The following is a 21,927-nucleotide window of genomic DNA, read 5'->3' on the forward strand; positions in this document are numbered from 1 at the left end:
GGTCCCTTTCACCTTTTATCCTGGGAATGACTTATCGTTTTCTGCTAACGAGCCTGAAGGATTATCTTCATGCTTATAATCATTCACCCAATAGTCAGCATTTTTAATTCCAAGTTTTTCTGGATTAAAGACTGGATCAAGTCCCGCCTTGCGTTGCTTCTCGTAGTCCTTTAATGTTACTAATGCTGGTTTTGCTAGGATCAGAATGGCAATTACATTCAACCAAACCATTAAACCTAAGCCAATATCACCAAAAGCCCAAGCAAGCTTCGCCTCATTCACAGTTCCGTATGTCATTGATCCTAATAAAACAATTTTTAAGACAAACATGGCTACCCTGCTATCTCTACCTCTTATTAAATATGCGATATTTGTTTCTGCCATATAGTAATACGCCATAATCGTTGTAAAGGCGAAGAAGAATAAAGCAATCGCTGTAAAGCCTGCACCAAATCCAGGAAGTGCAGTTTCAACGGCTGCCTGTGTGAACGCCGGCCCCGCTTCAACTGTTTCTCCTAAATTATTTACAATAAATGCACCATCATCCGCTTGTACATTATACATTCCTGTAAACAAAATCATAAACGCAGTTGCTGAACAAACCAATAAAGTATCAATGTAGACAGCAGAGGCTTGAACTAAACCTTGTTTAGCAGGATGGGATACTTCCGCAGCCGCAGCCGCATGTGGTCCTGTACCTTGACCAGCTTCATTTGAGTAAATACCACGTTTTACTCCCCAAGAGATTGCCATCCCGATTATTCCGCCAAATGCCTGCTCTGCTCCAAAAGCACTTTTAAAAATTAAAGCAATTACAGCTGGCAATTGACCGATATTCATAAGCATGATAATAATTGCCATGATAATATAACCTATAGCCATAAATGGTACCACATACTGTGCAACGTTCGCTATTCTCTTAATACCACCAAAAATAATGGCACCGATTAATACAACCAAAATAGCTGCAGTTACCCATTTATTAATCCCAAATGCGTTGTCCAATCCAGCTGCAATCGAATTTGATTGGATTCCTGGCATTAGAAATGCCATTGCTAGAAGGGCTGCAAGAGCAAAGATAACTCCATACCATTTCCAGCCGATTCCTTTTTCTATGTAATACGCTGGTCCACCACGATATTGACCGTCTTGCTTTTCTTTGTAAATCTGCGCTAATGTCGATTCAATGAATGAAGTTGCTGCCCCAATAAAGGCAATTGCCCACATCCAGAACACGGCACCTGGTCCACCAAATGCAATAGCGGTAGCCGTTCCAGCAATGTTACCTGTTCCAACACGACCTGATAGTGAGACAGCCAATGCTTGGAAAGATGAAACCCCTGCATCAGAGCTTTTCCCTTTGAACATTAGGGATGTCATATCTTTGATGTGCCTTACCTGTAAAAAACGAGTTAAAATTGAAAATAAAAGTCCCACACCAAGCATTCCATAAATCATTACCGGGCTCCAAAGGATACCATTCAACCAATCTGCAAAAGCCTGCACATACATTCCCCCTTCTTCATTTAGAAAATTCTCTATATTAAGAATTATAATTCAAGTGTATAGACAACTCAATATTATTGTTGTATAACAGTTTAAACCCTCTCATTTATAGACCATGATATTTATCACAGTCTACCTTTTATTCCTACATTATAATGGATATATAAAGTAGAAAAATTCAAAAGGGGCGATTCGAATGAAGAAAGAAATACTCGATCAGTTTATTGAATATAACGAGGAAAGACTTACAAAGCGCATCATCTCCAAAGGAGGCGGTAGTACTGTCTTTTTGTTAAATTTCATGCCCAATCAAGCCCTACCTGCCCACAAGCACCCAGGATCAAATGTTTATCTATTAGTACTCTCAGGTGAAGGTACCTTTACAATTGATGAACAAGTAGTAAAAGTGAACAAGAACGATGTGATCGTTTGTAATGGGGACGAGAACTTAAGCTTTGTAAATGATGGTTCAGAAAATGTAAGTTTGTATGTCACACTTACAAAAATTCCTGATGAGAGATACGCACAGGACGTATAAAAAACTGCCAGCCCCTAAAGGGTTGGCAGTTTCCTTACTAGTTCATTACCCATTTATCTTTCATAAACAAGATACGACCAATAGCAAAGAAGATAATCATACAAGCGATGTTGCTGCCAAAAGCTAGTAGAATATGTTCATAGTCAATAATTCCAAACATTAATTCTTTTAATAAAGTAAATAAATTCATAATTGGCACAGCGAAGTGATAATTTGTAAGTTCATTCACTCCTACCCCTACTATAATCATTGCAGGGAACATGGCAATCATCATTACAGGGCTGCTATAGCTTCCTGCTTCCTTGATCGTCTTCGCGACTATACTTGTAGTCATAATTAATGATGCGGTAAACGCAGCGTAAATCACTGAAAGTAAAATTCCGATTCCAATAATTAAATAAGCGTCATTTCCAAATGATACAGCATTTTTAAGATTTTCAGTTAACAAACTAATCTCCAATGCAACTACAGCCAATGTGATAATGCCGATTACCGCCCCAATTGTTGCAATCGTTAACCATTTTGCAAGCAGCAAGGTAGATCTCTTAACAGGGGTCATTAACAGGGCTTCCATTGTTTTCTTTTCTTTTTCACCAGCAAATAAATCTGCTGCAGAAGGACCTGAACCAACTCCGATTGCAATTGATAAGATTAATGGAATCAAAAATGCAAGCATGTCAACATTTGGATCTTCATTTGTCATTTCTTGTTGTTTAATCGTAAATGGTTGCATAATAGAAGGATCGATTCCGCCTTCCTGAAGGTTCCCGACAACCACTGTTTTCTCAAAAACGGTTAAGGCATTTAAGATAATCGCATTTAATTGAGTAGACTTTTGACTAAATGAATCCCCAACTAGAGTGACCGTTGCCTCCTCTCCATTTTGTGTCGCCTCAACGAAATTTGGTGTTAATTCCAACCCTACTTGTGCATCACCGTCCTGAATGGATTGCTCTAGGTTAGACGATTCAATAAGCTCAACGTTCTCTACTCCTAAAAGTACCCTTTCTGCTTCAATCATGGAAGATTCCTCAACTGCAAGTTGGAACGTATCACCTTCGCCATCTGAAATCATATTTTCATAGAAAAATGTCATTCCGGACATCATGATAATTGGTAATAAGACAGTTAGTATTAATGTTCGACGATCGCGAAAGCAATCTTTTAATTCTTTCAAATATATTTTACGAAGCATATGTTTCGTTCCCCCTAACAAGTTTACTCATGAAAATATAATTCAAATCCTTGCTTCCTTCTGATTTATAAAGCTCATCTAAATCACCATGATAGACGAGTTCTCCCTTATGCATCATTGCAACAGAATCACAAAGCATGGAAACCTCCTCCATAATATGACTAGAGAAAATAATTGTCTTACCATCACGTTTTAACTGATGAACAAGTTGTCTGAACACATTTGATGACGTAATATCTAACCCGGTCGTTGGCTCATCAAAGAGGATGATGTCTGGATTATGAATGAGTGTTCTCGCAATTGCTACTTTCTGTCTCATTCCTTTTGAGAACCCACCTACTTTACGATTCAAGTAATCTCGCATACCAAACATCCGGGCTAGTTCATCAATTCTTACTTTCGTTTCATGCTTGCTTAATCCATAAAGGGCTGCAAAGTATTCTAGATTTTCTCGTGCAGTGAGCCGATCATACAATCCGGTCTCACCACCGAATAATACTCCGATTCTCTTTTTTACTTCCTCTGGATTTTTTTGTGTATCATAGTCTGCCACTTTAACATTTCCCTCCGTCGGAGTTAGTAAAGTCGCAATGGTTCGCAGAAGAGTTGTTTTTCCCGCACCATTTTCTCCTAGCAATCCAACAACTTGCCCTTTTTCAACAGTAAATTTCACATGTTTTAATGCTGTTATAGAAGTCTTTTTATCTTTGAATCTTTTTGTCACTTCGTTAATTTCGATCATTTTTTCCACCTCGTCTTGTTCTTATGTCTATATCATAGCCATCCTTTTTAAGAAAATCTCTAGTTATGTCGCGAATGTTCCTTTTTTTGTCGCGAAAAGGTCAAATTTTCCTTTAAAGGTGTTAAAATAGAAAGATACTATATTTGGAAATTAATATTTTAATGTTGGTTATGAGAGGTAGATTTGAAAATGAAGGTTGGTCTTGTAGATGACCGTTTGATTGATTTGGATAAATTAAAAGCAATTGTAACTGGCATTCCAGATATTGAGGTTATCTTCTCTACATTATCCGCCGAGGAAGCCTATGAACAAATCAAAAAAGAGGAAATCGATTTGTTGATTGCTGACATTGAGATGCCGAATTTATCAGGCTATGAACTTGCCGATATTATTCACACGCATGCACTGAATATTTCAGTAATTTTTGTAACAGGAAATAGTGGCTATGCTGTTCATGCATTTGAACTAAATGTGCATGATTATATTATGAAGCCCTATCCGAGAGAACGTTTAGTACAATCAATTGAGCGATTACTCGAAAAAACAAAGTCGGCAGAAATTCATGGAAGACTTTATTTAAAACAAAAAAATGAAATCCACATTCTTCAAAAGAAGGATATTATTTTTATTGAACGTTCTGGGCGTTCAACGACCATTTATACAAAATCAGGACCGATTAAAACCTATCAAACGCTAGGTGAGCTCGAGGGAGAATTACGAGAAAGAGACTTCATTCGATCACACCGGTCGTTTATCATCAATATTCACTACGTAAAAAACTTTTCGCTTTATGCGAAGAACTCATATATTGTCACTTTCGAAGGCATCGAAGAACAGGCAATGATTACAAAAGAAAAAGTAGACTTTTTACAACAAAATTATTTTTAAGGTGGCGTAATACTTGATAATGCTTTATTGGGGAACAATCGTGGTATTGGGGGGTTTATGCTTTTATGCATTTTTATCACGACTTTCAATTTCAAAAAAATTGAATACTCTATTAGAAGAGGCCAAACATTTTGATGAACAACGTGCTCAATTCAATGAAACCTTTCGAGTCGTTCGAAGTGAACGGCATGATTTTTTAAAGCATGTTTCCGCCATGCATTTTATGCTTGAAAATGGAAAGAACGAGGAAGTAAAACACTATTTGGATGAATTGGTTGAGGGCTATAAAGAAACAAACCTTTCGATAAAAGGTGAGCGTGGTGTGGTAGCAGGTATTCTCCATCAAATGTATCGCAAAGCAAGAGCACTTGATATTGCAATTGTATATGATTTTGATTTGCCACTTTCATCCTTACCTTTGTCTGATCAGCAAATTGTTACCTTGATTGGAAATCTCCTATCCAATAGTATTGACGCGTGTGAAGAATGGCAAAAGGAGCATAAAAGCCAATCCTTCCTTACTTTGCAATTTTATAAGCGGAGTGGCTTGTATATTTTAACATGTAAAAATAGTACACTTTCAATTCCAGCGTCCATCTTGGATCATTTGTTTGCAAGCTTCGGAAAAACGACTAAAGGTGATGGTCACGAAGGACTTGGTACAAAGTTGATTCACGATGTTGTCGATGTTGCAACTGGATTTTTGGACTTTGTATGTAAAGACGAGGAATTCACTGTCAAAATAAAAATACCTGCAATAAAAGGAAATTAAAAAGGAGAAATCAATCCAATTGGACGATTTCTCCTTTTTTTAATTCTTTGCTAATGAAGGCTGGACACCTTGCTTTGATTTTTTCTTACCCGTAATATCTTCTTCCTGTTTCGCCCGTTTGATAAAGAACGCGAGGATAAAAGCAAGAAGTATTAAGAAGGTTGAAACGAAAAATGTGAAATTAATTCCTTCAAGCATGGCTTGTAATTGAATTTGTAAAGCTTGTGCCTCTGTAGGCTGCCCTTGAATATTCTTTAGTAAATTTGCCGCAGATGACTCTTCTCTTAGTGACATCAATGTAATTAAAAATCCTGTACCAATGGCAGCTGAAACCTGATTTAATGTATTATTAACAGCTGTACCATGTGGGTATAAGTTTCGCGGTAACTGATTTAATCCATTTGTTGAAACTGGCATAAAGACCATGGACATACCAAACATTCTCACCGCATGTAAAATCATAAGATACATATAGGAAGTGTCAAAGGTAAGCTGGCTGAAAAGATAGGTAGTTACCGTTGTGATGGCCAATCCCATGGTTGCCAAGATGCGTCCGCCAAATTTATCAAATAAACGTCCATTGATAGGTGACATAAATGCATTTAATACCGCTCCAGGTAAAAGTAAAAGTCCAGTATTCATAGGAGAAATTCCTAAGATCGTTTGCAAATAGATTGGAAGCAATAAAAACCCTGAAAACATGGCCATATTAACAACCATTGTAATCACTGAAGCCAACGCGAACATCGGATAACGATAGACCCCAAAATTAAGCATTGGAATATCAAGCTTTGATTGACGGATAATAAACCAAGTTAGCGAGATTATTCCAATTATAATGGATCCATATACAACCGGACTTCCCCACCCCATATTACCGGCAGAACTAAATCCATATAATAATCCACCAAATCCTATACTTGATAATATTAATGAGAAAAAGTCCAATTTTAGGATTACTTTTTCCTTTCTATCCTTCAGCATGATAAAGCCAAGAATGAACACGATAGCTGCAATTGGTGTGATGAAGTGGAAAAGCATTCTCCAATCATAGTGTTCAATAATCCAACCCGAGAGTGTTGGCCCAATCGCCGGTGCGAACATGAGGATTAATCCGAAAACCCCCATTGCTGTTCCCCTTTTTTCAACAGGGAAACTTACCAACATTACATTCATAAGTAGCGGCATCATAATTGCCGAACCTGATGCTTGGATCATCCTACCTGCTAGGAGGATAGAAAATACGTGGGCGGTACCAGAAAGTATCGTACCGATAGTAAATAATCCCATTGCTACGATAAATAATCGGCGAACGGTATATTTTTCGATTAAAAAGGCTGTAGTCGGAATTAAGATACCATTGACTAGCATAAAGCCCGTGGTTAACCACTGCACTGTCGATGGGTCAACCTTTAATTCCGTCATAATTGAAGGTAACGCGACATTTAATAATGTATTATTTAAAAATGAAATAAAGGCACCAACCATCAAGACGGCAAGAATACCGTATTGAGGGCGTACTTGTTTTTCGGAAAAATCCATTAAACTCCCCCCACATTAGACGTTAAGTTCATAATTTTATACTACTGTTTTATTTAGCCATAAGATATATCTTATAACACGACTTTTTGGATTGCAATAAAAAGTATCTCAGTTTGGATACTCCTAGAACATGCTAAGGTTATAGGTTTTAGATAGGAGCTCAAGAAGTCTTATTCCACCTATACTATTTCCCTTTTCATCTAAGGCGGGACCTAATATTCCAATCCCAAATTTGCCTGGAACAGCCCCCATTATCCCACCGGATACACCACTTTTTGCTGGTATCCCGATCTTTATGGCAAATTCACCAGAAGCATTGTACATGCCACAAGTCACCATAAATGTTTTACAAATGCGTGCTACATTTTTCGGCATTATTTGTTTACCCGTATCCGGATCGATACCATCAAGAGCAAAAACAACACCTATTCTAGATAAATCCAGGCAATTCATTTCGATTGCACATTGTTTTGTATAAAGATCAATGAGCTCTTCTACGTTTTCATCAATGATTTGATGTTGTTTTAAAAAATAACATAAGGCTCGATTAAGATGTGCCGTTTCATATTCAGACTGCGCAATTTCCTCATTGTAATGGATAGTGTCATTGTTTGCTAATTCACGAATGAATGTGAGTAATCGATGAAATCTCTCATCAACAGTGTTCCCTTTTATCATATGGGTAACAGCAAGTGCGCCAGCATTAATCATCGGGTTTAGTGGCTTTGAGGGAACCATTGTTTCTAGCTTTGCAATCGAGTTAAACGGGTCACCAGTCGGCTCCATTCCGACACGCTCAAAAACATACTGTTTGCCCCTATCCATCAAAACGAGAGCAAGAGATACGACTTTGGAGATACTTTGTAACGAGATTTTTTTTTCAATATCTCCTGCGGAAAAGCAACGTCCATCAGGAAAGTTGATTGCAATAGACAGGTCATTCGGGTTTGCTTTCCCAAGTGCGGGTATATAATCTGCTACACGCCCATTCTTTGTTATTTGGCGAGCTTCTTTCACTAATTCCTTTAATTCATCATTCGATTTACAAGGCATTTTCATCACCACTAGTAGTCTTTACCAAATGAGTTTTTACTATGTTATAAGCAGGAGAATTTGCTAACTTAGCCTTTTCTCAATTAACCACGATTGCCAAAGGGTTCGTGTTCTTCACAAAAAAAAGACAAGACGTCATCGTCTCATCCTCTATATGTTATGCTCTTGTATATTTCTCAAGCGTCATAATCGCATTGCTTACGTCCTTTGCTTTGATTGATCCGATTGGCATCAAATGGATAGACTCTCCTGGGATTGTAGATTTCTCGGCTACTTGGTTAATACGTTCCACCGAAACATCAGTTACTCCAAGATCCTCAATAGACTTTGGCAATCCGAGTTTCTTATAAAACGGTAGTAGTTCTTTTATCTCGTCCAGCTTATTCTCTAAAACAAGCTGAATCAAAATCCCATAGGCAACTTTCTCTCCATGTAGAGCGGAATGAGTCTCTTCCAAAACCGTCAACCCATTATGTATAGAATGAGCTCCGGCAATTCTGCCGTAATGGTCCCCAAAGCCACCAACCATACCACCAAGTGTAATGATTGTTTCAAATACCTTTATAAAATCGTCATTAAGCACCCCACTTTTTGCGGCTTCAATCGCGGCTTCGGCATGTTTCACTAAAAGATCCTTACATTGCTTAGCGGCATAATGCGAGACCAACAATGGTACCGGCTTGTTTTCAATCTTAGCCATTTGAACATCTGCTTCATACCATTTTGCGAGTGTGTCACCAATTCCAGCGATGAACATTTCTAGCGGTGCCTTCAATAAAATCCTTGGCTCAATCAAGACCAAGCTCGCATTATTCGGATAAATATCGTAGCGAATGAATGTCCCACTTTCATTATAAATCACACTTATCGGCGTCCACGGTGCGCAATTTGAAGCTAACGTTGGGATTAGCACGTAAGGTTTTTGGGAAAGATGGCTTGAAGCCTTGACTAAATCAAGAACCTTTCCGCCACCAACTGCAATCACAGCATCGAACGATTGTTTTTTAATAAATGATGAAAGGGATTCAATTTCAGTGATTGAACACTCTCCATTATATGAATATTGTTCCGATTGAATCTCACGAAACTTTGGTATATATTCCTTTGCTGCTTTCCAAGACTTTTTCCCATGAACGAATAAAACTTTTTCATAGGAGCGCTCAGCAAGCTTTACTTCAAGTTTGTCTAATATACCTTCAGATACAACATACTCACTAGGGGCCCCATAAACCGAAATGACATCCACTCTCACCACTCCCTACTTATTTGCTTAGTTTTCCATCCATGCTGGCTTACCAAAGCCTTTGAATTCCTCATCAATCACTTTTTCGAAATCCTCAGATTCTACTACTGCTTTTAAATCTTTCGCAAACTGTGAATCATTATTTTTTGCACTAATTGCAACTACATTTCGGTATGAATCAGACATATCTTCAAGTGTAAGTGCATCTAATAAATTCATTTTTGCAGCTAATGCAAAGTTACCTGGGACTGCAGCTAGATCAGCACTTTCAACAGAACGTGGTAATTGACCAGCTTCAATTGGTTGGAATTTTAAATTCTTTTTATTTTCGTCAATATCTTTTTCTGAAACTGTTAATGGGTCTGCATCCTTTGCGATTGTAATAAGCCCCGCATCACGTAATGTGTTTAATGCACGTGCTGCATTTGTTGGGTCATTTGGAAGTGTTACAGTTGAACCCTCTTTTACTTCATCGATTGATTTATAAACATTTGAATAAATTCCCATTGGTGCTGTCGGAACATTAATTAATGCAGTTAAATCCATGTTGTTTTCTTTTTCAAAGTTTTCAAGATAAATTGTGTGTTGAAATAGATTTGCTTGAATATCACCATTGTCTAATGCTTTGTTTGGTTGGATATAATCACTGAATTCAACAATTTCTACTGTGTATCCAAGTTCTTCAAGTCCTGGCTTAAGAGCTTTTTTAGCCATATCACTGTATGGTCCTGCTGTTGCGCCAATTTTTATATCTTTTGATTCTACAGCTGAGTCTTTACTTTCACCATCATTGCTTGCGCTACTTCCACAAGCTGTAATAACGAATGCTACTAAGAGTAAGATAATTCCTGTTAACCACTTTTTCATTTTTTTTCCTTCTTTCTGTTTTTATGTTATTTATCTTTTATCTACTACCTTTGCAATGTAGTCACCAAGGAGTTGTATGACTTGAACTAAAATGATTAAGATTAGGACTGTCGCAAACATGATGGTATTGTCGTACCGGTAGTAACCAAATCGGATTGCTAAGTCTCCGATTCCTCCACCACCAACAGTACCTGCCATGGCTGAAAATCCAATTAAGCTAATAAGTGTTAAGGTAACACCAGATATAATTCCAGATCGCGCTTCAAGGAGCAACACATCTTTTATAATCATCCATGGAGTTGCTCCCGCTGCAATCGCAGCTTCGATTACACCTCGGTCAATTTCCCTTAAAGCTGTTTCCACAATTCTAGCGAAGAATGGAATCGCAGCAACTGAAAGTGAAACAGATGCTGCAGTCGGCCCAATCGTTGTGCCTACGATGAAATTCGTGATTGGAATCAATGCAACAAGCAAGATAATAAATGGAATTGAACGAATTAAGTTCACGACAAACCCTAAGATGCTTTGAACTACTTTGTTTTCTAAAAATAATCCTTTGTCAGTTACATATAGAAGAATTCCAACTGGAAGTCCGATTACAACTGCAATAAGTAATGAAATAGCAATCATATAAATAGTTTGGAAAAACGCTGTATTGATATCAGGGAGAAGCTCCATGAGATGATTTAAATCAATTTCCATCACGTAACACCTCCACTTGTGCAGCACGTTCCTCAATATAGTTCAGTGCTGATTTGATTTCTTCTTTATTTCCCCTCAACTCCATGATAAAAATACCTAGTGCTGATTCTTGAATGTATTCAATGGAACCATGAAGGAAATTTCCTTTTACATTGAAAGTCTGAAGCATATCTGATATAACACCCTCACCGGCAATTTTTCCTTTAAAGGTAACCTTCACGATTGGGCCTTTACATGAATCAAGAATGATTTCAGGAATCTCAAAGGAAACAACACTTTCAATAAATTCCTTTGTTAGTTCAGTGTTCGGGTTTGCAAATACATCATAAACAGAACCTTCTTCGATTACCCTTCCATCTTGCATAATCGCCATACGGTTACAAATTTCCTTCACAACATCCATTTCATGCGTAATTAGGACAATTGTTATGCCAAGTTCTTTGTTAATCTTTTTTAATAGCTTTAAGATTGATTTAGTTGTTGTTGGGTCAAGCGCGGAGGTCGCTTCATCACAAAGCAACACTTTAGGATCGTTTGCGAGCGCTCTTGCAATCCCAACTCTTTGTTTTTGACCACCACTTAGCTGCGAAGGATAGACATCCTTTTTATCTAATAGACCTACCATTTCGAGTAAATCCTCGACACGTTTTTTGATTTGTTCCTTTGGTAGATTGGCAGCTTTTAAGGAAAACGCAATATTTTCGAATACTGTTTTTTGACTTATTAAATAGAAGTGTTGAAAAATCATTCCGATTTTCAAACGAGCGATGCGCAGGTCACTAGCTTTTAGAGAGGTAAGATCTACCCCATCTACCAAGATGTTTCCAGAGCTTGGTCGTTCAAGCAAGTTGATACAGCGCAGCAGGGAGCTTTTTCCTGCGCCTGAATAGCCAACGATGCCAAAGATTTCGCCGGCTTCTATTTGAAGAGTAACATTATCAACACCTGTGACGGTCACTTTTTTTGTTTTATATATCTTTGAAAGATTGCGAATTTCAATCATTTAAATACCTCATTCATTTACCAGTTTTTTAATGCAAAAATACCTCTTTCATCTGAAAGAGGTATCGAAATAAAAATTTATCTCGACTTATCTTTCAGAATGAAAATCATTCTGCAGGAATTGGCACCTTCCCAAAATGGGGGTTGCCGGACGTCTTAGGGCCTAGTCCCTCGGTCGCTCTGGATAAGTTTGATTATTTATGAAATTTATTATAGTTAGATATTACTAGCCAGTTAGTATTATGTCAATAACAACATTACACTATCAAAACAGTGTTAAACGTTTCCATTCTTATTGTAGCAACGAATCTAAATTTTAAAAAATATTATTATCGGATAGTAAATAGCCCATTCCCGGGAATGGGAAGGGCTATTGTTAGCTGCTTAACGCGAGATGTTGATACGCGATATCCATATTGTTTTTTAGTTCTTCGGGATTGTCGTGGTAAACTACTTTTCCTTTACTTAAAATATAAACATCATCTGCTATTCTCAAGGCAGTTGAGATATTTTGTTCTACTAGCAGCATCGACATTCCGGATTCTTTTAATTTTAAAAGGACATCCATCACTTCACTGACCATTAAGGGTGACAATCCTTCGGTAGGTTCATCAAGCAATAAGATTTTTGGATTTCTCATCAATGCTCTTCCGATAGATAACATCGATTGTTCCCCTCCACTTAAGGTGCCAGCATGAGATTTTTCACGTTCCTTTAAGCGTGGAAAATAGTGAAAAATCTTCTCTAGATTCCAATCTCCTTTTTTCAAATCAGCGAAAACGGTTAAATTTTCTGTTACGGATAGGTTCGGAAATATTCTTCTCCCTTGGGGAACAATCCCAATCCCTTTTCTAGCAATTTGATGACTTTGAAGAGAGGCAATATTTTTACCTTCAAACAGGATTTCACCTTGTACTTTATTTACAAAGCCAATAATTGAATGCATGGTTGTTGTCTTACCCATACCATTTCTTCCCAAAAGGGTAACAACTTGGCCTTCTTTCACTTCAAGGTTCACTCCATGAAGGATGTGACTTGAGCCATAGAAGCTATTAACATCTTTCAACTTAAGCATGTGCAGCCTCCTCCCGCCCTAGGTAAATTTCCTTAACCTCTTCATTTTCGCGAACCGCTTCTGGTGTACCATCTGCAATTAGTTTTCCTGTATGTAGGACAATCACTCGGTCCATATTACCGAACAACACATCAATATCATGCTCAATCATACAAATCGTTACTTCTCTTGGTAACTTATTAATTAGAGCAATAATCTGGTCGGTTTCAACCTGTGACATTCCTGCTGTTGGTTCGTCTAACAGTAGAATCTTTGGCTTTCCAGCAATCGCCATGACAATTTCAATTTGTCTCTGCACACCATAAGATAGCTCTTGTACCTTTGTATCGCTATACTGATCAAGATTCCATTCCTGTAAAAGGGCATCCGTTTCTTTATGCAATGCTTGATAATTTTTGGGACTTACCTTCTTCCACCAATGCGTATGCTCTTTCCTCATTTTCTGTAAAACAAGGAGAACATTCTCTTTCACCGTTAATCCAAACATTAGATTGTTCTTCTGGAACGTTCGCACTATTCCACTTTCTGTCCTTTTATAGTTTGGTACCTTTGTAATATCTCGGTCATAATAGGCAATTGTTCCACCTGTCGGGTTCAAGTCTCCGGCGATCATATTGAAAAAGGTTGTCTTACCAGCGCCGTTTGGACCAATTAATCCCACACGTTCTCCAACTGTCACATCCAACGTAATATCTTCAATTACTTTTAACCCACCAAAGTGCTTTGATAGATTTTGAATGGAAAGAATTGTAGTCATCACTTTCCCCCCTATCCATTTATTTTTGATTGCTGTTTAATTGGTTCAATCGCTTGCTCGACATAATCTTCCACTACAGGTTTTGGCCTTGTCTTAAAAATTCTCCCTGTCAGATTAGAGAACAGCCCTGCAATTCCGGAAGGAGCAAAGATCGTAAATAGGATGAAGGCAGTACCAATAATCATCATCCAGCTTTCTGTGTAAGAACTAATAATTGTCTCCAACACAACGATGAATGCCGCTCCAATAACAGGTCCCCAAAGTGTTCCTGCTCCTCCAACTAGCACCATGATCAGTACCGAACCAGACACTGTCCAGTACACATCTGTTGGGGCTACGAAGCCATTGAAAAACACATATAAACTTCCAGCCAATCCACCCAAAGTACCAGCAATCAAAAAGCTAATGTTTTTATAGAAGGTTGTGTTATATCCAATCGACTTCATTCGGTCTTCATTTTCTTTTATTCCAATGAAGACGTACCCAAGTGGGGAATGAAGAAGTCTGTTAATCACGATCATAACTATTGCAAATACGACTAATACAAAATAATAGATAAACACTTGATTGGATAGGAGAAAATCTCCAAACAGGCTTGGAGAAGGAATACCTGATAATCCATTAGATCCACCCGTTACATCTGTCCATTGATAAATGATAGAGTAAACCATCTGGGAACAAGCAAGTGTTAGCATCAAAAAGTAAAATCCGTGTGCCTTTGTTGATACAAAACCTATTAAAATAGCTAATAGAAAGGCAAGCAGCATTCCAATTGCAATCGTTAGAAACACATTTGTAGATAAATGACTTGCCGCAAGACCAGTTGCATAAGCACCAGCACCGAAAAATGCAGCATGCCCTAGGGAAACCAATCCAGTCTGACCAACTAGGATATTTAAACTAATGGCGAATATTCCAAAGATCAAGATTTCCGTAAAAATGTTTACGTAATAGAGAGAAACAAAAAATGGAGCAGCAACCATTAATAAGAATAATACACTTCCTTTAATCCACTGTTTACCCATTTATGCCCTCCTTCCTATCAATCCTTGCGGACGGATAATTAATACAGCAGCCATCAATGCAAATGTAATGATTAAGCTTAGTTCTGGGACATAGAAACGACTAAATGTTTCAACCATACCCACTAAAAGGCTCGCAACAATCGTTCCGCTTACCGACCCAAGTCCTCCTACAACGAGAACAACAAGGGATAAAATGAGGATATTAAATTCCATTCCAGGGGCTACCCCTAGGATTGGGGAGCCAAGTACCCCACCAATTCCTGCTAGGAAGCTTCCAAAGAAAAATACGAGTGTAAAGACGAGGTGAATGTTGATTCCTAGCCCACCAACCATCTCCTTATCAGATAAACCTGCGCGGATAACTGCACCCCATTTTGTTTTCTCCTGGGTATACCAAAGGGCTACGGCGATGATGATTCCAACTACAATTAAAGCTAGACGATATGATGGGATCATATTCCCCATCACTTCGACCGATTGGCTTAGGAAAGCTGGTGGGGTTACGGTCATGATGTTTTTCCCCCAAATAATGGAGAAGAGATCATGAAAGATATACGCAAGACCAAAGGTCAACAATACTTGGGAAAGATGGCCAAGTTTATAGGTAGGACGAAGTAGAATTACTTCTAAAATCAATCCGATAACTGCAATAATAAAAGGTACAACCAAGAGTGCAACCCAAAATGGTAATCCTGACTTTACAACGATTGAATAACCCATGTAAGATCCTAATAAATATAGGGAACCATGCGCTAAATTTAATACTCCTAAAATACCAAAGACGAGACTTATCCCACATGTGATAATGAATAGGAGAAACCCGTAGCTTAGCGCATTCATCAATTGCAAGACTAATGTATCCATTCCTTTCCTCCCAATCCGAAATGTGTAAGCGCCTTGCTCTGCCCGGACAAGCTAATGTTCTGTACCAAAAAAGTCGCTCTTTGACTTTTCTTGGAACAGGTTATAAGACCTCAAGCTGCTCAAAGCAAAGCTTTTCGCAAAATTCTCCCAAAAGCCTATTCATGATGAAAACTGGCAATGCGTTGGAACTAGACACGGAAAATTTCGTTAAAATAGTAATAATATATTAGGTAACTAGAAAAGAAGGAGGCAACACTCGTTACCTTGCCTCCTTCTTTTCTTATTTGCTTATTTTCCTGGGTCAACAACTTCTGGTACTGTGTCGATTACTTTATTTTCCGTCTTGTCACCATCAAGGTACGTTTCTACGATATATAAGTTTTGGATAATTTGATGAGTTTCTGGGTCAAACTTGATTGGTCCCCTTGGGCTATCCAGTTCAACCTTTGAAATTTCTTCTACTAGTTTATCAGGGTCTGAAACATCACCGTTTAATGCTTCAATCGCTTTTGCCATAATCGCAGCGGCATCATATCCTTCTGCTGATTCAATACTTGGTCTAGCATCGTACTTCGCTTCATACGCTTCAACGAACTTTTTGTTTTCAGGCGTATCTAAGCTATAATCCCAGAAGATTGAAGCAATGATGCCTTCAGGAGCAGTTCCTTGTTGTGGACGAGTATCTTCAGCAGTAAGCCATCCAGAACCAATTAAAGGAATCTTGCCTTTTAATCCATATTGCTCGTATTGTTGAACGAAGCGAATCGCATCTGTACCCGCAAAGAATGCATAGATCCCATCAATATCATCTCGATTCATTTTTGCTAGGTAAGAAGAGAAATCGTTATTTCCAAGTGGAGCGAATACTTCCTCAACAATTTCTCCACCTGCTGCCGTATAAGCATCCTTAAATGCTGCCGTAGCTTCATGACCAAAGGCATAGTCAGCAGCTGTTAAATAGATTTTTCCACCAATATTGTCATACGCCCATTGGCCCATAGAGTGTCCAATTTGGTAGGACGAGAAAGACGAGCGCCAGATATAATCACTACGCTTTGTTCTTGTTAAATCATTTCCTCCAGCATGAGAAACAAGGAAAGGTAATTTGTTCTTATCAACCTCGTCACGAATCGCATAAGCTACTGCGGTACTGATTGGACCAGTTAAAATGTCAATTTTGTCCTGCTCCATTAACTTACGAAGCTTACGTAAGGAAACTTGTGGGTCTGCCTCCGTATCTTCATGAACAATCTCAATTTTCTTACCAGCGACTTCCCAACCAATTTCATCAAAATAGAGCTCCATACCATTCTTAACATTTTCCCCAAGTGAAGCATATACACCTGTTGAAGGAAGTAAAGCACCAATTTTAATTGGCTCGTCACTTGAAGAATCAGTTGTTGTTGGTTCCGCATTTTCTTCTTTTTTGTTATTTTCTGTAGTTGTACTGATTGCCCCTGAGCTACATGCTGAGAGCAATAGAACAAATGCCAACATGATCAACCAATTTCTTTTTACTAGTTTCATAGGTAACCCTCCCTTTAATGGAAACGCATTCAATACTAACCCTCTTTGCTATACATTTTTTTAAACTAACAGGACTTTTGGATTATGTATGGATACCTCCTCTCTAGAATTCTTAGTATTTTGAATATTATTATAGTTACAACTATCTAAATATTCAATACATATTTTCAACTTCCATAAAAAAAACGTAATAAATTTCGCCGTAAATTCATGCAAAAAAAATGGAGGAGGGTTGGAATAAAGACTTACAATTTCCGTCTTTAATACCAACACGACCTCTATTTAGCCAATACATACCACAAATTCAGTATTATAATAATAAACAAATTCTTTTTCTTTAGTTGAATTTAGCGTTTTTTTATTTATTACGTTAATTATACTTCCGCGTCCGAAACAATTAGTTAGAGTCTTAATTTAAAACGTTGCATCTTCCCAGAAGCTGTTTTAGGAATTTCATCCATAAATTCTATAATCCTAGGATATTTGTAAGGGGCTAAGTTAGCTTTTACATAAGCTTTTAATTCGGCTTTCAATTCTTCTGATGGAGCAACCCCTTCTTTAAGGACAATACATGCTTTTGGAAGATCTAGATTATCCTCTGTCTTGACACCAATTACTGCGACTTCTAGAACGGAGTCATGTTTGAGTAGAGTTGATTCTACTTCAATTGGAGAAACCCAGATTCCGCCTACCTTCAGCATGTCATCTGAACGCCCTGAATACCAAAAATATCCCTCTTCATCCTTGTAATATTTATCTCCTGTATACATCCACTCACCTTTGAGCTTTTTTTGATTTTCAGCGATATTTGCCCAATAACCACCAGTTAGGCTTTCCCCTTTAATAACTAAGTCGCCAACTTCATTCGGTTCTACTTCCACAAAATTATCGTTGACAATTTTCGCCTCATATCCAGGAACAGGCTTTCCTGTGCTTCCAGGACGAATATCTCCAACCCGATTCGAAATAAAAATATGTAGTGCTTCTGTTAATCCAATACCATCCAGAATATCAAGATTAAAGAGTTGCTTCCATTTGTTCACAAATGTATCAGGGAGCGCCTCACCAGCAGATACACATACTCTTACTGATGATAAGTCAGGAATTTTTCCTGTACGCTCAACATAGTTAATCAAACTACCATAAAGTGTTGGAACACCAAAAAAGATCGTTGGTTTTGTCTTTTCAAGTGTTTCAAACACTTTATCAGGCGTAGGACGATCCTTTAATAAAACTGTTGTTGCTCCAGCTCCTAATGGGAAGTACATCCCATTTCCAAGCCCATACGCAAAAAAGAGCTTTGAAGCGGAAAAGGTAACATCATTTTCATTTATCCCCAAAACTTGTTTCCCGTACGTGTTATATGCTGCTTCCATGCTTCGTTGATGGTGAATAACACCTTTGGGATTTCCAGTGCTACCAGAACTGTATAGCCAGAATGCAGGGTCATCCTTGACTGACAAAAACGACTCTAGCTCTGTTGAAGCACCATTTACCAGTTCATAGTAATCAATTTCATTTGTATCTACTGTCGTGTTTTCTGTGACGACGATAACATGCTGAAGGAAGACAAATCGTTCTCTATTTGCCTTAATTTTGCTCCAAAGATCCTCGTGAATAACAAGCACCTTCGAGCGACTGTGGTTTAATAGATATTCATAATCCACTGGCTGTAACATGGTGTTAGAGGGGATTGGAAGTGCACCAATTTTTATCGCCCCATAAAAGGATACAATATTCTCAACGGTGTCATGCATAACCATCAGCATACGGTTTTCATTTTCAACACCCAACTTCTTGAGAGCGTTACCAAATTGATTCACACGATTAAGAAGTTCTTGATAAGAGACTTGTTCATCTCCACTAATAATGGCTATTTTTTCCCCTAGCCCGTTTCGTACATTTTTTTCAATAAATCGATCGGCTGCATTGTACTTCGTTGCAATTCCCTTTAAATCCGAAGCTACCTTTATCACACTTTTCCTCCTTACCTATCTTATAGATAGAAAAAATTTAGGTTAGTGGAGGTAATCGTTTACCTCCACTTTTTTGGAGTAATTCATAGTTGATATTTGATATAAGCACTGTATAAATAGTGCTTTTAAGCCGCAATGAAGTATGAAAATATTTGTAATTTTGTACCCATTACTCTATTTTTTGGATATTATTCGGACATTTTACATTTATAATGCTGTTGGTATTTTTAATTATTAGCACTATGAATATAGTGTTTTCATACCTAAGGTAGGACGGCAACGTCGCCATCAGGTGCATTTTTTAAGCTTAAATAATTTGATTATTTACCTTGCCAATTTGGTTCGCGCTTCTCAATAAACGCACTTAAACCTTCTTGTGCATCTTGTGAACGGAATAATAAGTTTTGAAGCTCACCCTCATAACGGATCGCTACGTTAAGTGGCATTTCTTTCCCATTCATAATTGATAGCTTAATATTAGATGTGGCATAAGTTGCGCTGTTTGCGATTTTTTGTGCATATTCTAACGTTTTTGCTCTTGTTTCTTCTTGTGGATATACTCGATCTACTAGTTTAATAGCTAATGCTTCTTGTGGTGTTAATGTTTCACCTGTGATATTTAAATCTAAGGCTTTAGAGTGTCCAACTTGACGAGCTAGACGCTGAGTTCCACCTGTACCTGCTAATACGCCAAGAGATACTTCAGGAAGTCCAATCTTACCTGCTTGGTCTCCCATAAAGCGGAGGTCACAAGCTAGAGCCATTTCTAATCCACCACCAACAGTATGACCTTCTAAGCAAGCGATCCAAATTTGTGGTGAACGTGCAATTTTATCTAAAGTTTCGTTACAGAATAAGCAGAACTGCGTTTTAAAACGTGGCTCAGCAGATTTTAAGAAATTGATATTCGCTCCTGCTGAGAAGAATTTTGGCATATCACTCATTAGTACAACCACTTTAATATCATTGTCAAAACGAATGTCATCGATTGCTGCATTTAACTCTTTGTAATACTCAAGATCATATGAGTTTGTTTTATTGACATGAATGTGAACTTCAGCAATCCCATCGGCTTTTTTTACAGTAAGGTTTTTTGTTTCTACATTAATTGACATGTATATTTACCTCCGTTTTCTTATTAGAAAATTATTTATATATACTATATTCTGAAAATATTTAATGGACGTTCTCCATTATAAGAGACAACACTCTTAGTTTCTGAATAAAGATCAAGTGTTTCTACACTCAATTCTCTGCCAAAGCCTGATTGCTTGTAGCCACCAAATGGTGTTCCAGGGAAGGCTGATATTGGGCAATTTATCATAACAATACCTGCGCGAATGCCTTCTGCAATTCGATGTGCTCTACCGTGATCTTTTGTCCAGACAGCCGAACCAAGTCCAAAAATAGAATCATTTGATTGTTCTAGCACTTCGGCTTCGTCTTTAAACTTCATGATAACAACAACAGGGCCGAAGACTTCTTCTTGAGCGATTCTCATGTCGTTTGTGACATTTCCGATAACAGTCGGTAAATACCAATACCCTTTATCAAATTCGCTGCCATCTGGTCTTTTTCCTCCATAAAGAACTTCCCCGCCCTCTTCAATAGCAAGTTTTACATAACCGTCTACAACTTCTTCATGGTCTTTAGAAATTAGGGCTCCCATATGTGTTTCTTTATCGAATGGATCACCAACCTTTAGTTTTTTGGCTTTTTCGATAAATTTTTCGACAAATTCATCATAAATATTTTCATGTACAAATAATCTTGAACGTGCCTCACAGGATTGGCCAGTATTATAGAAGATACCATAAATAGAACCCGCTACTGCGCCGTCAATATCAGCATCATCAAATACGATATTAGGGGATTTTCCACCTAATTCTAATGTCACACGCTTTAAGTTTGTTGAAGCTTTTGCCATAATGTCTTTCCCGGTTTCTGTTTCACCTGTGAAGGCTACTTTATCAACACCAGGGTGAGTCGTTAAGTAAGGACCAATTACTGAGCCACTACCTGTGATAACGTTCACTACACCTGCTGGAACGCCTGCTTCATGGCAAATATCTGCAAGCATATAAGCAGTAATCGGTGTATGTGAAGCTGGCTTAAGAATAACTGGGCATCCTGCTGCAATGGCAGGTGCGATTTTCCAAGCAGCCATCATTAATGGATAGTTCCATGGAATAATTTGCGCACAAACTCCTACAGGTTCTTTTACGGTGTAGTTAAAAAATCCATTCGGAACTGGATTCGTACGTCCGCCAAACGTTGTTATGGCACCTGCATAAAATTCAAAGTCTTCAATGGCTTGACCAATTTGCCCTTTGGCAGCAGCAACTGTTTTTCCACTATTTAATACTTCTGCTTCAACAAGGTCATTGAAACGTTCGCGCATGATTGCCGCAATATTATTAAGTACTCTTGCTCTTCTTGCTTGAGGCAATTTCGGCCACTTGCCGTTTTCAAATGCGTTTCTTGCTGCGTCAACAGCACGATCCACATCTTCCTTAGTCGCCTTTGCTACTTTTGCGATACCCTCACCAGTTGCAGGGTTATAAGTCTCGAAAAATTCATTATTACTACTATTTGAGTATTCTCCATTAATCAATAGTTGGTATGTTTCTTTTAATTCTACCATCGATGTTGT

The 21,927-nt window shown here is 38.1% G+C and carries 20 protein-coding genes and 1 riboswitch; of the genes, 3 read left to right on the top strand and 17 right to left on the bottom strand.

Translation table 11 applies throughout. The features are described 5' to 3' along the window. Nucleotides 1-15 precede the first annotated feature (15 nt). Nucleotides 16-1,506 carry an amino acid carrier protein gene (locus NST91_RS21315; RefSeq protein WP_494776424.1) on the bottom strand — a complete coding sequence of 497 codons (1,491 nt, stop codon included), beginning with the start codon at nucleotides 1,504-1,506 and terminating at the stop codon, nucleotides 16-18. A 196-nt stretch (nucleotides 1,507-1,702) separates the two neighbouring features. Here NST91_RS21315 and NST91_RS21320 point away from each other — a divergent pair, with 196 nt between their 5' ends. Further along, nucleotides 1,703-2,044, top strand: coding sequence for a cupin domain-containing protein (locus tag NST91_RS21320; RefSeq protein ID WP_341332733.1), 342 nt, complete (start codon nucleotides 1,703-1,705; stop codon nucleotides 2,042-2,044). Nucleotides 2,045-2,081: 37 nt separating this feature from the next. On the opposite strand, the gene NST91_RS21325 is transcribed toward NST91_RS21320, so the two are convergent. Both NST91_RS21325 and NST91_RS21330 read right to left on the bottom strand, forming a co-directional pair. After that, a complete protein-coding gene (locus NST91_RS21325; protein WP_341332734.1) occupies nucleotides 2,082-3,239 on the bottom strand; it encodes an ABC transporter permease in 1,158 nt (385 codons plus the stop codon). Beyond that, nucleotides 3,229-3,981 (bottom strand): ABC transporter ATP-binding protein, encoded by a 753-nt coding sequence (locus NST91_RS21330; RefSeq protein ID WP_341332735.1) that lies wholly within the window; start codon nucleotides 3,979-3,981, stop codon nucleotides 3,229-3,231. The genes NST91_RS21325 and NST91_RS21330 overlap by 11 nt, the downstream gene beginning before the upstream one ends. Nucleotides 3,982-4,170: 189 nt before the next feature. On the opposite strand from NST91_RS21330, the gene NST91_RS21335 reads away from it, so the two are divergent. Further along, nucleotides 4,171-4,869 carry a LytTR family transcriptional regulator DNA-binding domain-containing protein gene (locus NST91_RS21335; RefSeq protein ID WP_121447847.1) on the top strand — a complete coding sequence of 233 codons (699 nt, stop codon included), beginning with the start codon at nucleotides 4,171-4,173 and terminating at the stop codon, nucleotides 4,867-4,869. A gap of 19 nt (nucleotides 4,870-4,888) precedes the next feature. Then, nucleotides 4,889-5,641 carry a sensor histidine kinase gene (locus tag NST91_RS21340; protein WP_341333581.1) on the top strand — a complete coding sequence of 251 codons (753 nt, stop codon included), beginning with the start codon at nucleotides 4,889-4,891 and terminating at the stop codon, nucleotides 5,639-5,641. Between the two features lie 39 nt (nucleotides 5,642-5,680). Here the strand turns inward: NST91_RS21340 and NST91_RS21345 are convergent, their stop codons facing one another. The 14 genes from NST91_RS21345 to NST91_RS21410 form a co-directional block, all read right to left on the bottom strand. Further along, nucleotides 5,681-7,183: a DHA2 family efflux MFS transporter permease subunit gene (locus NST91_RS21345; protein WP_341332736.1), complete on the bottom strand. Its 1,503-nt coding sequence runs from the start codon at nucleotides 7,181-7,183 to the stop codon at nucleotides 5,681-5,683. Nucleotides 7,184-7,306: 123 nt separating this feature from the next. After that, nucleotides 7,307-8,236, bottom strand: coding sequence for a glutaminase A (gene glsA / locus NST91_RS21350; RefSeq protein WP_341332737.1), 930 nt, complete (start codon nucleotides 8,234-8,236; stop codon nucleotides 7,307-7,309). A gap of 157 nt (nucleotides 8,237-8,393) precedes the next feature. Continuing rightward, the gene (locus NST91_RS21355) at nucleotides 8,394-9,482 is read right to left on the bottom strand and encodes an iron-containing alcohol dehydrogenase family protein (RefSeq protein WP_341332738.1); all 1,089 of its coding nucleotides are present in this window, start codon (nucleotides 9,480-9,482) and stop codon (nucleotides 8,394-8,396) included. 24 nt (nucleotides 9,483-9,506) lie between these two features. Further along, nucleotides 9,507-10,346 carry a MetQ/NlpA family ABC transporter substrate-binding protein gene (locus NST91_RS21360; RefSeq protein WP_341332739.1) on the bottom strand — a complete coding sequence of 280 codons (840 nt, stop codon included), beginning with the start codon at nucleotides 10,344-10,346 and terminating at the stop codon, nucleotides 9,507-9,509. 30 nt (nucleotides 10,347-10,376) lie between these two features. Further along, entirely contained in the window at nucleotides 10,377-11,048 is a 672-nt protein-coding gene (locus NST91_RS21365; RefSeq protein ID WP_341332740.1) for a methionine ABC transporter permease, read from the bottom strand. Then, nucleotides 11,038-12,051, bottom strand: a complete 1,014-nt coding sequence (locus NST91_RS21370; RefSeq protein WP_341332741.1) for a methionine ABC transporter ATP-binding protein — start codon at nucleotides 12,049-12,051, stop codon at nucleotides 11,038-11,040. Before NST91_RS21370 ends, NST91_RS21365 begins: the two co-directional genes overlap by 11 nt. Nucleotides 12,052-12,135: 84 nt before the next feature. Further along, nucleotides 12,136-12,241: riboswitch (SAM riboswitch) on the bottom strand. Nucleotides 12,242-12,426: 185 nt separating this feature from the next. Continuing rightward, complete coding sequence (locus tag NST91_RS21375) at nucleotides 12,427-13,125, bottom strand: ABC transporter ATP-binding protein (protein ID WP_341332742.1); 699 nt, start codon at nucleotides 13,123-13,125, stop codon at nucleotides 12,427-12,429. Beyond that, nucleotides 13,118-13,882, bottom strand: a complete 765-nt coding sequence (locus tag NST91_RS21380) for an ABC transporter ATP-binding protein (protein ID WP_341332743.1) — start codon at nucleotides 13,880-13,882, stop codon at nucleotides 13,118-13,120. Before NST91_RS21380 ends, NST91_RS21375 begins: the two co-directional genes overlap by 8 nt. A gap of 11 nt (nucleotides 13,883-13,893) precedes the next feature. After that, nucleotides 13,894-14,907, bottom strand: coding sequence for an ABC transporter permease subunit (locus tag NST91_RS21385; protein WP_121447843.1), 1,014 nt, complete (start codon nucleotides 14,905-14,907; stop codon nucleotides 13,894-13,896). Beyond that, nucleotides 14,908-15,771: an ABC transporter permease subunit gene (locus NST91_RS21390; RefSeq protein ID WP_121447842.1), complete on the bottom strand. Its 864-nt coding sequence runs from the start codon at nucleotides 15,769-15,771 to the stop codon at nucleotides 14,908-14,910. A gap of 288 nt (nucleotides 15,772-16,059) precedes the next feature. Beyond that, the gene (locus tag NST91_RS21395) at nucleotides 16,060-17,298 is read right to left on the bottom strand and encodes an ABC transporter substrate-binding protein (RefSeq protein ID WP_341332744.1); all 1,239 of its coding nucleotides are present in this window, start codon (nucleotides 17,296-17,298) and stop codon (nucleotides 16,060-16,062) included. Between the two features lie 401 nt (nucleotides 17,299-17,699). Then, on the bottom strand, nucleotides 17,700-19,274 hold the full coding sequence (locus tag NST91_RS21400; RefSeq protein ID WP_341332745.1) for a benzoate-CoA ligase family protein: 1,575 nt from the start codon (nucleotides 19,272-19,274) through the stop codon (nucleotides 17,700-17,702). Between the two features lie 320 nt (nucleotides 19,275-19,594). Beyond that, nucleotides 19,595-20,389 (bottom strand): enoyl-CoA hydratase-related protein, encoded by a 795-nt coding sequence (locus NST91_RS21405; protein WP_121447839.1) that lies wholly within the window; start codon nucleotides 20,387-20,389, stop codon nucleotides 19,595-19,597. Between the two features lie 44 nt (nucleotides 20,390-20,433). Beyond that, entirely contained in the window at nucleotides 20,434-21,918 is a 1,485-nt protein-coding gene (locus tag NST91_RS21410) for an aldehyde dehydrogenase family protein (protein WP_341332746.1), read from the bottom strand. Nucleotides 21,919-21,927 lie beyond the last annotated feature (9 nt).

It is taken from the genome of Ferdinandcohnia sp. FSL W7-1320 (genome assembly GCF_038050315.1).
GTDB lineage: Bacteria > Bacillota > Bacilli > Bacillales > Bacillaceae_L > Ferdinandcohnia > Ferdinandcohnia aciditolerans.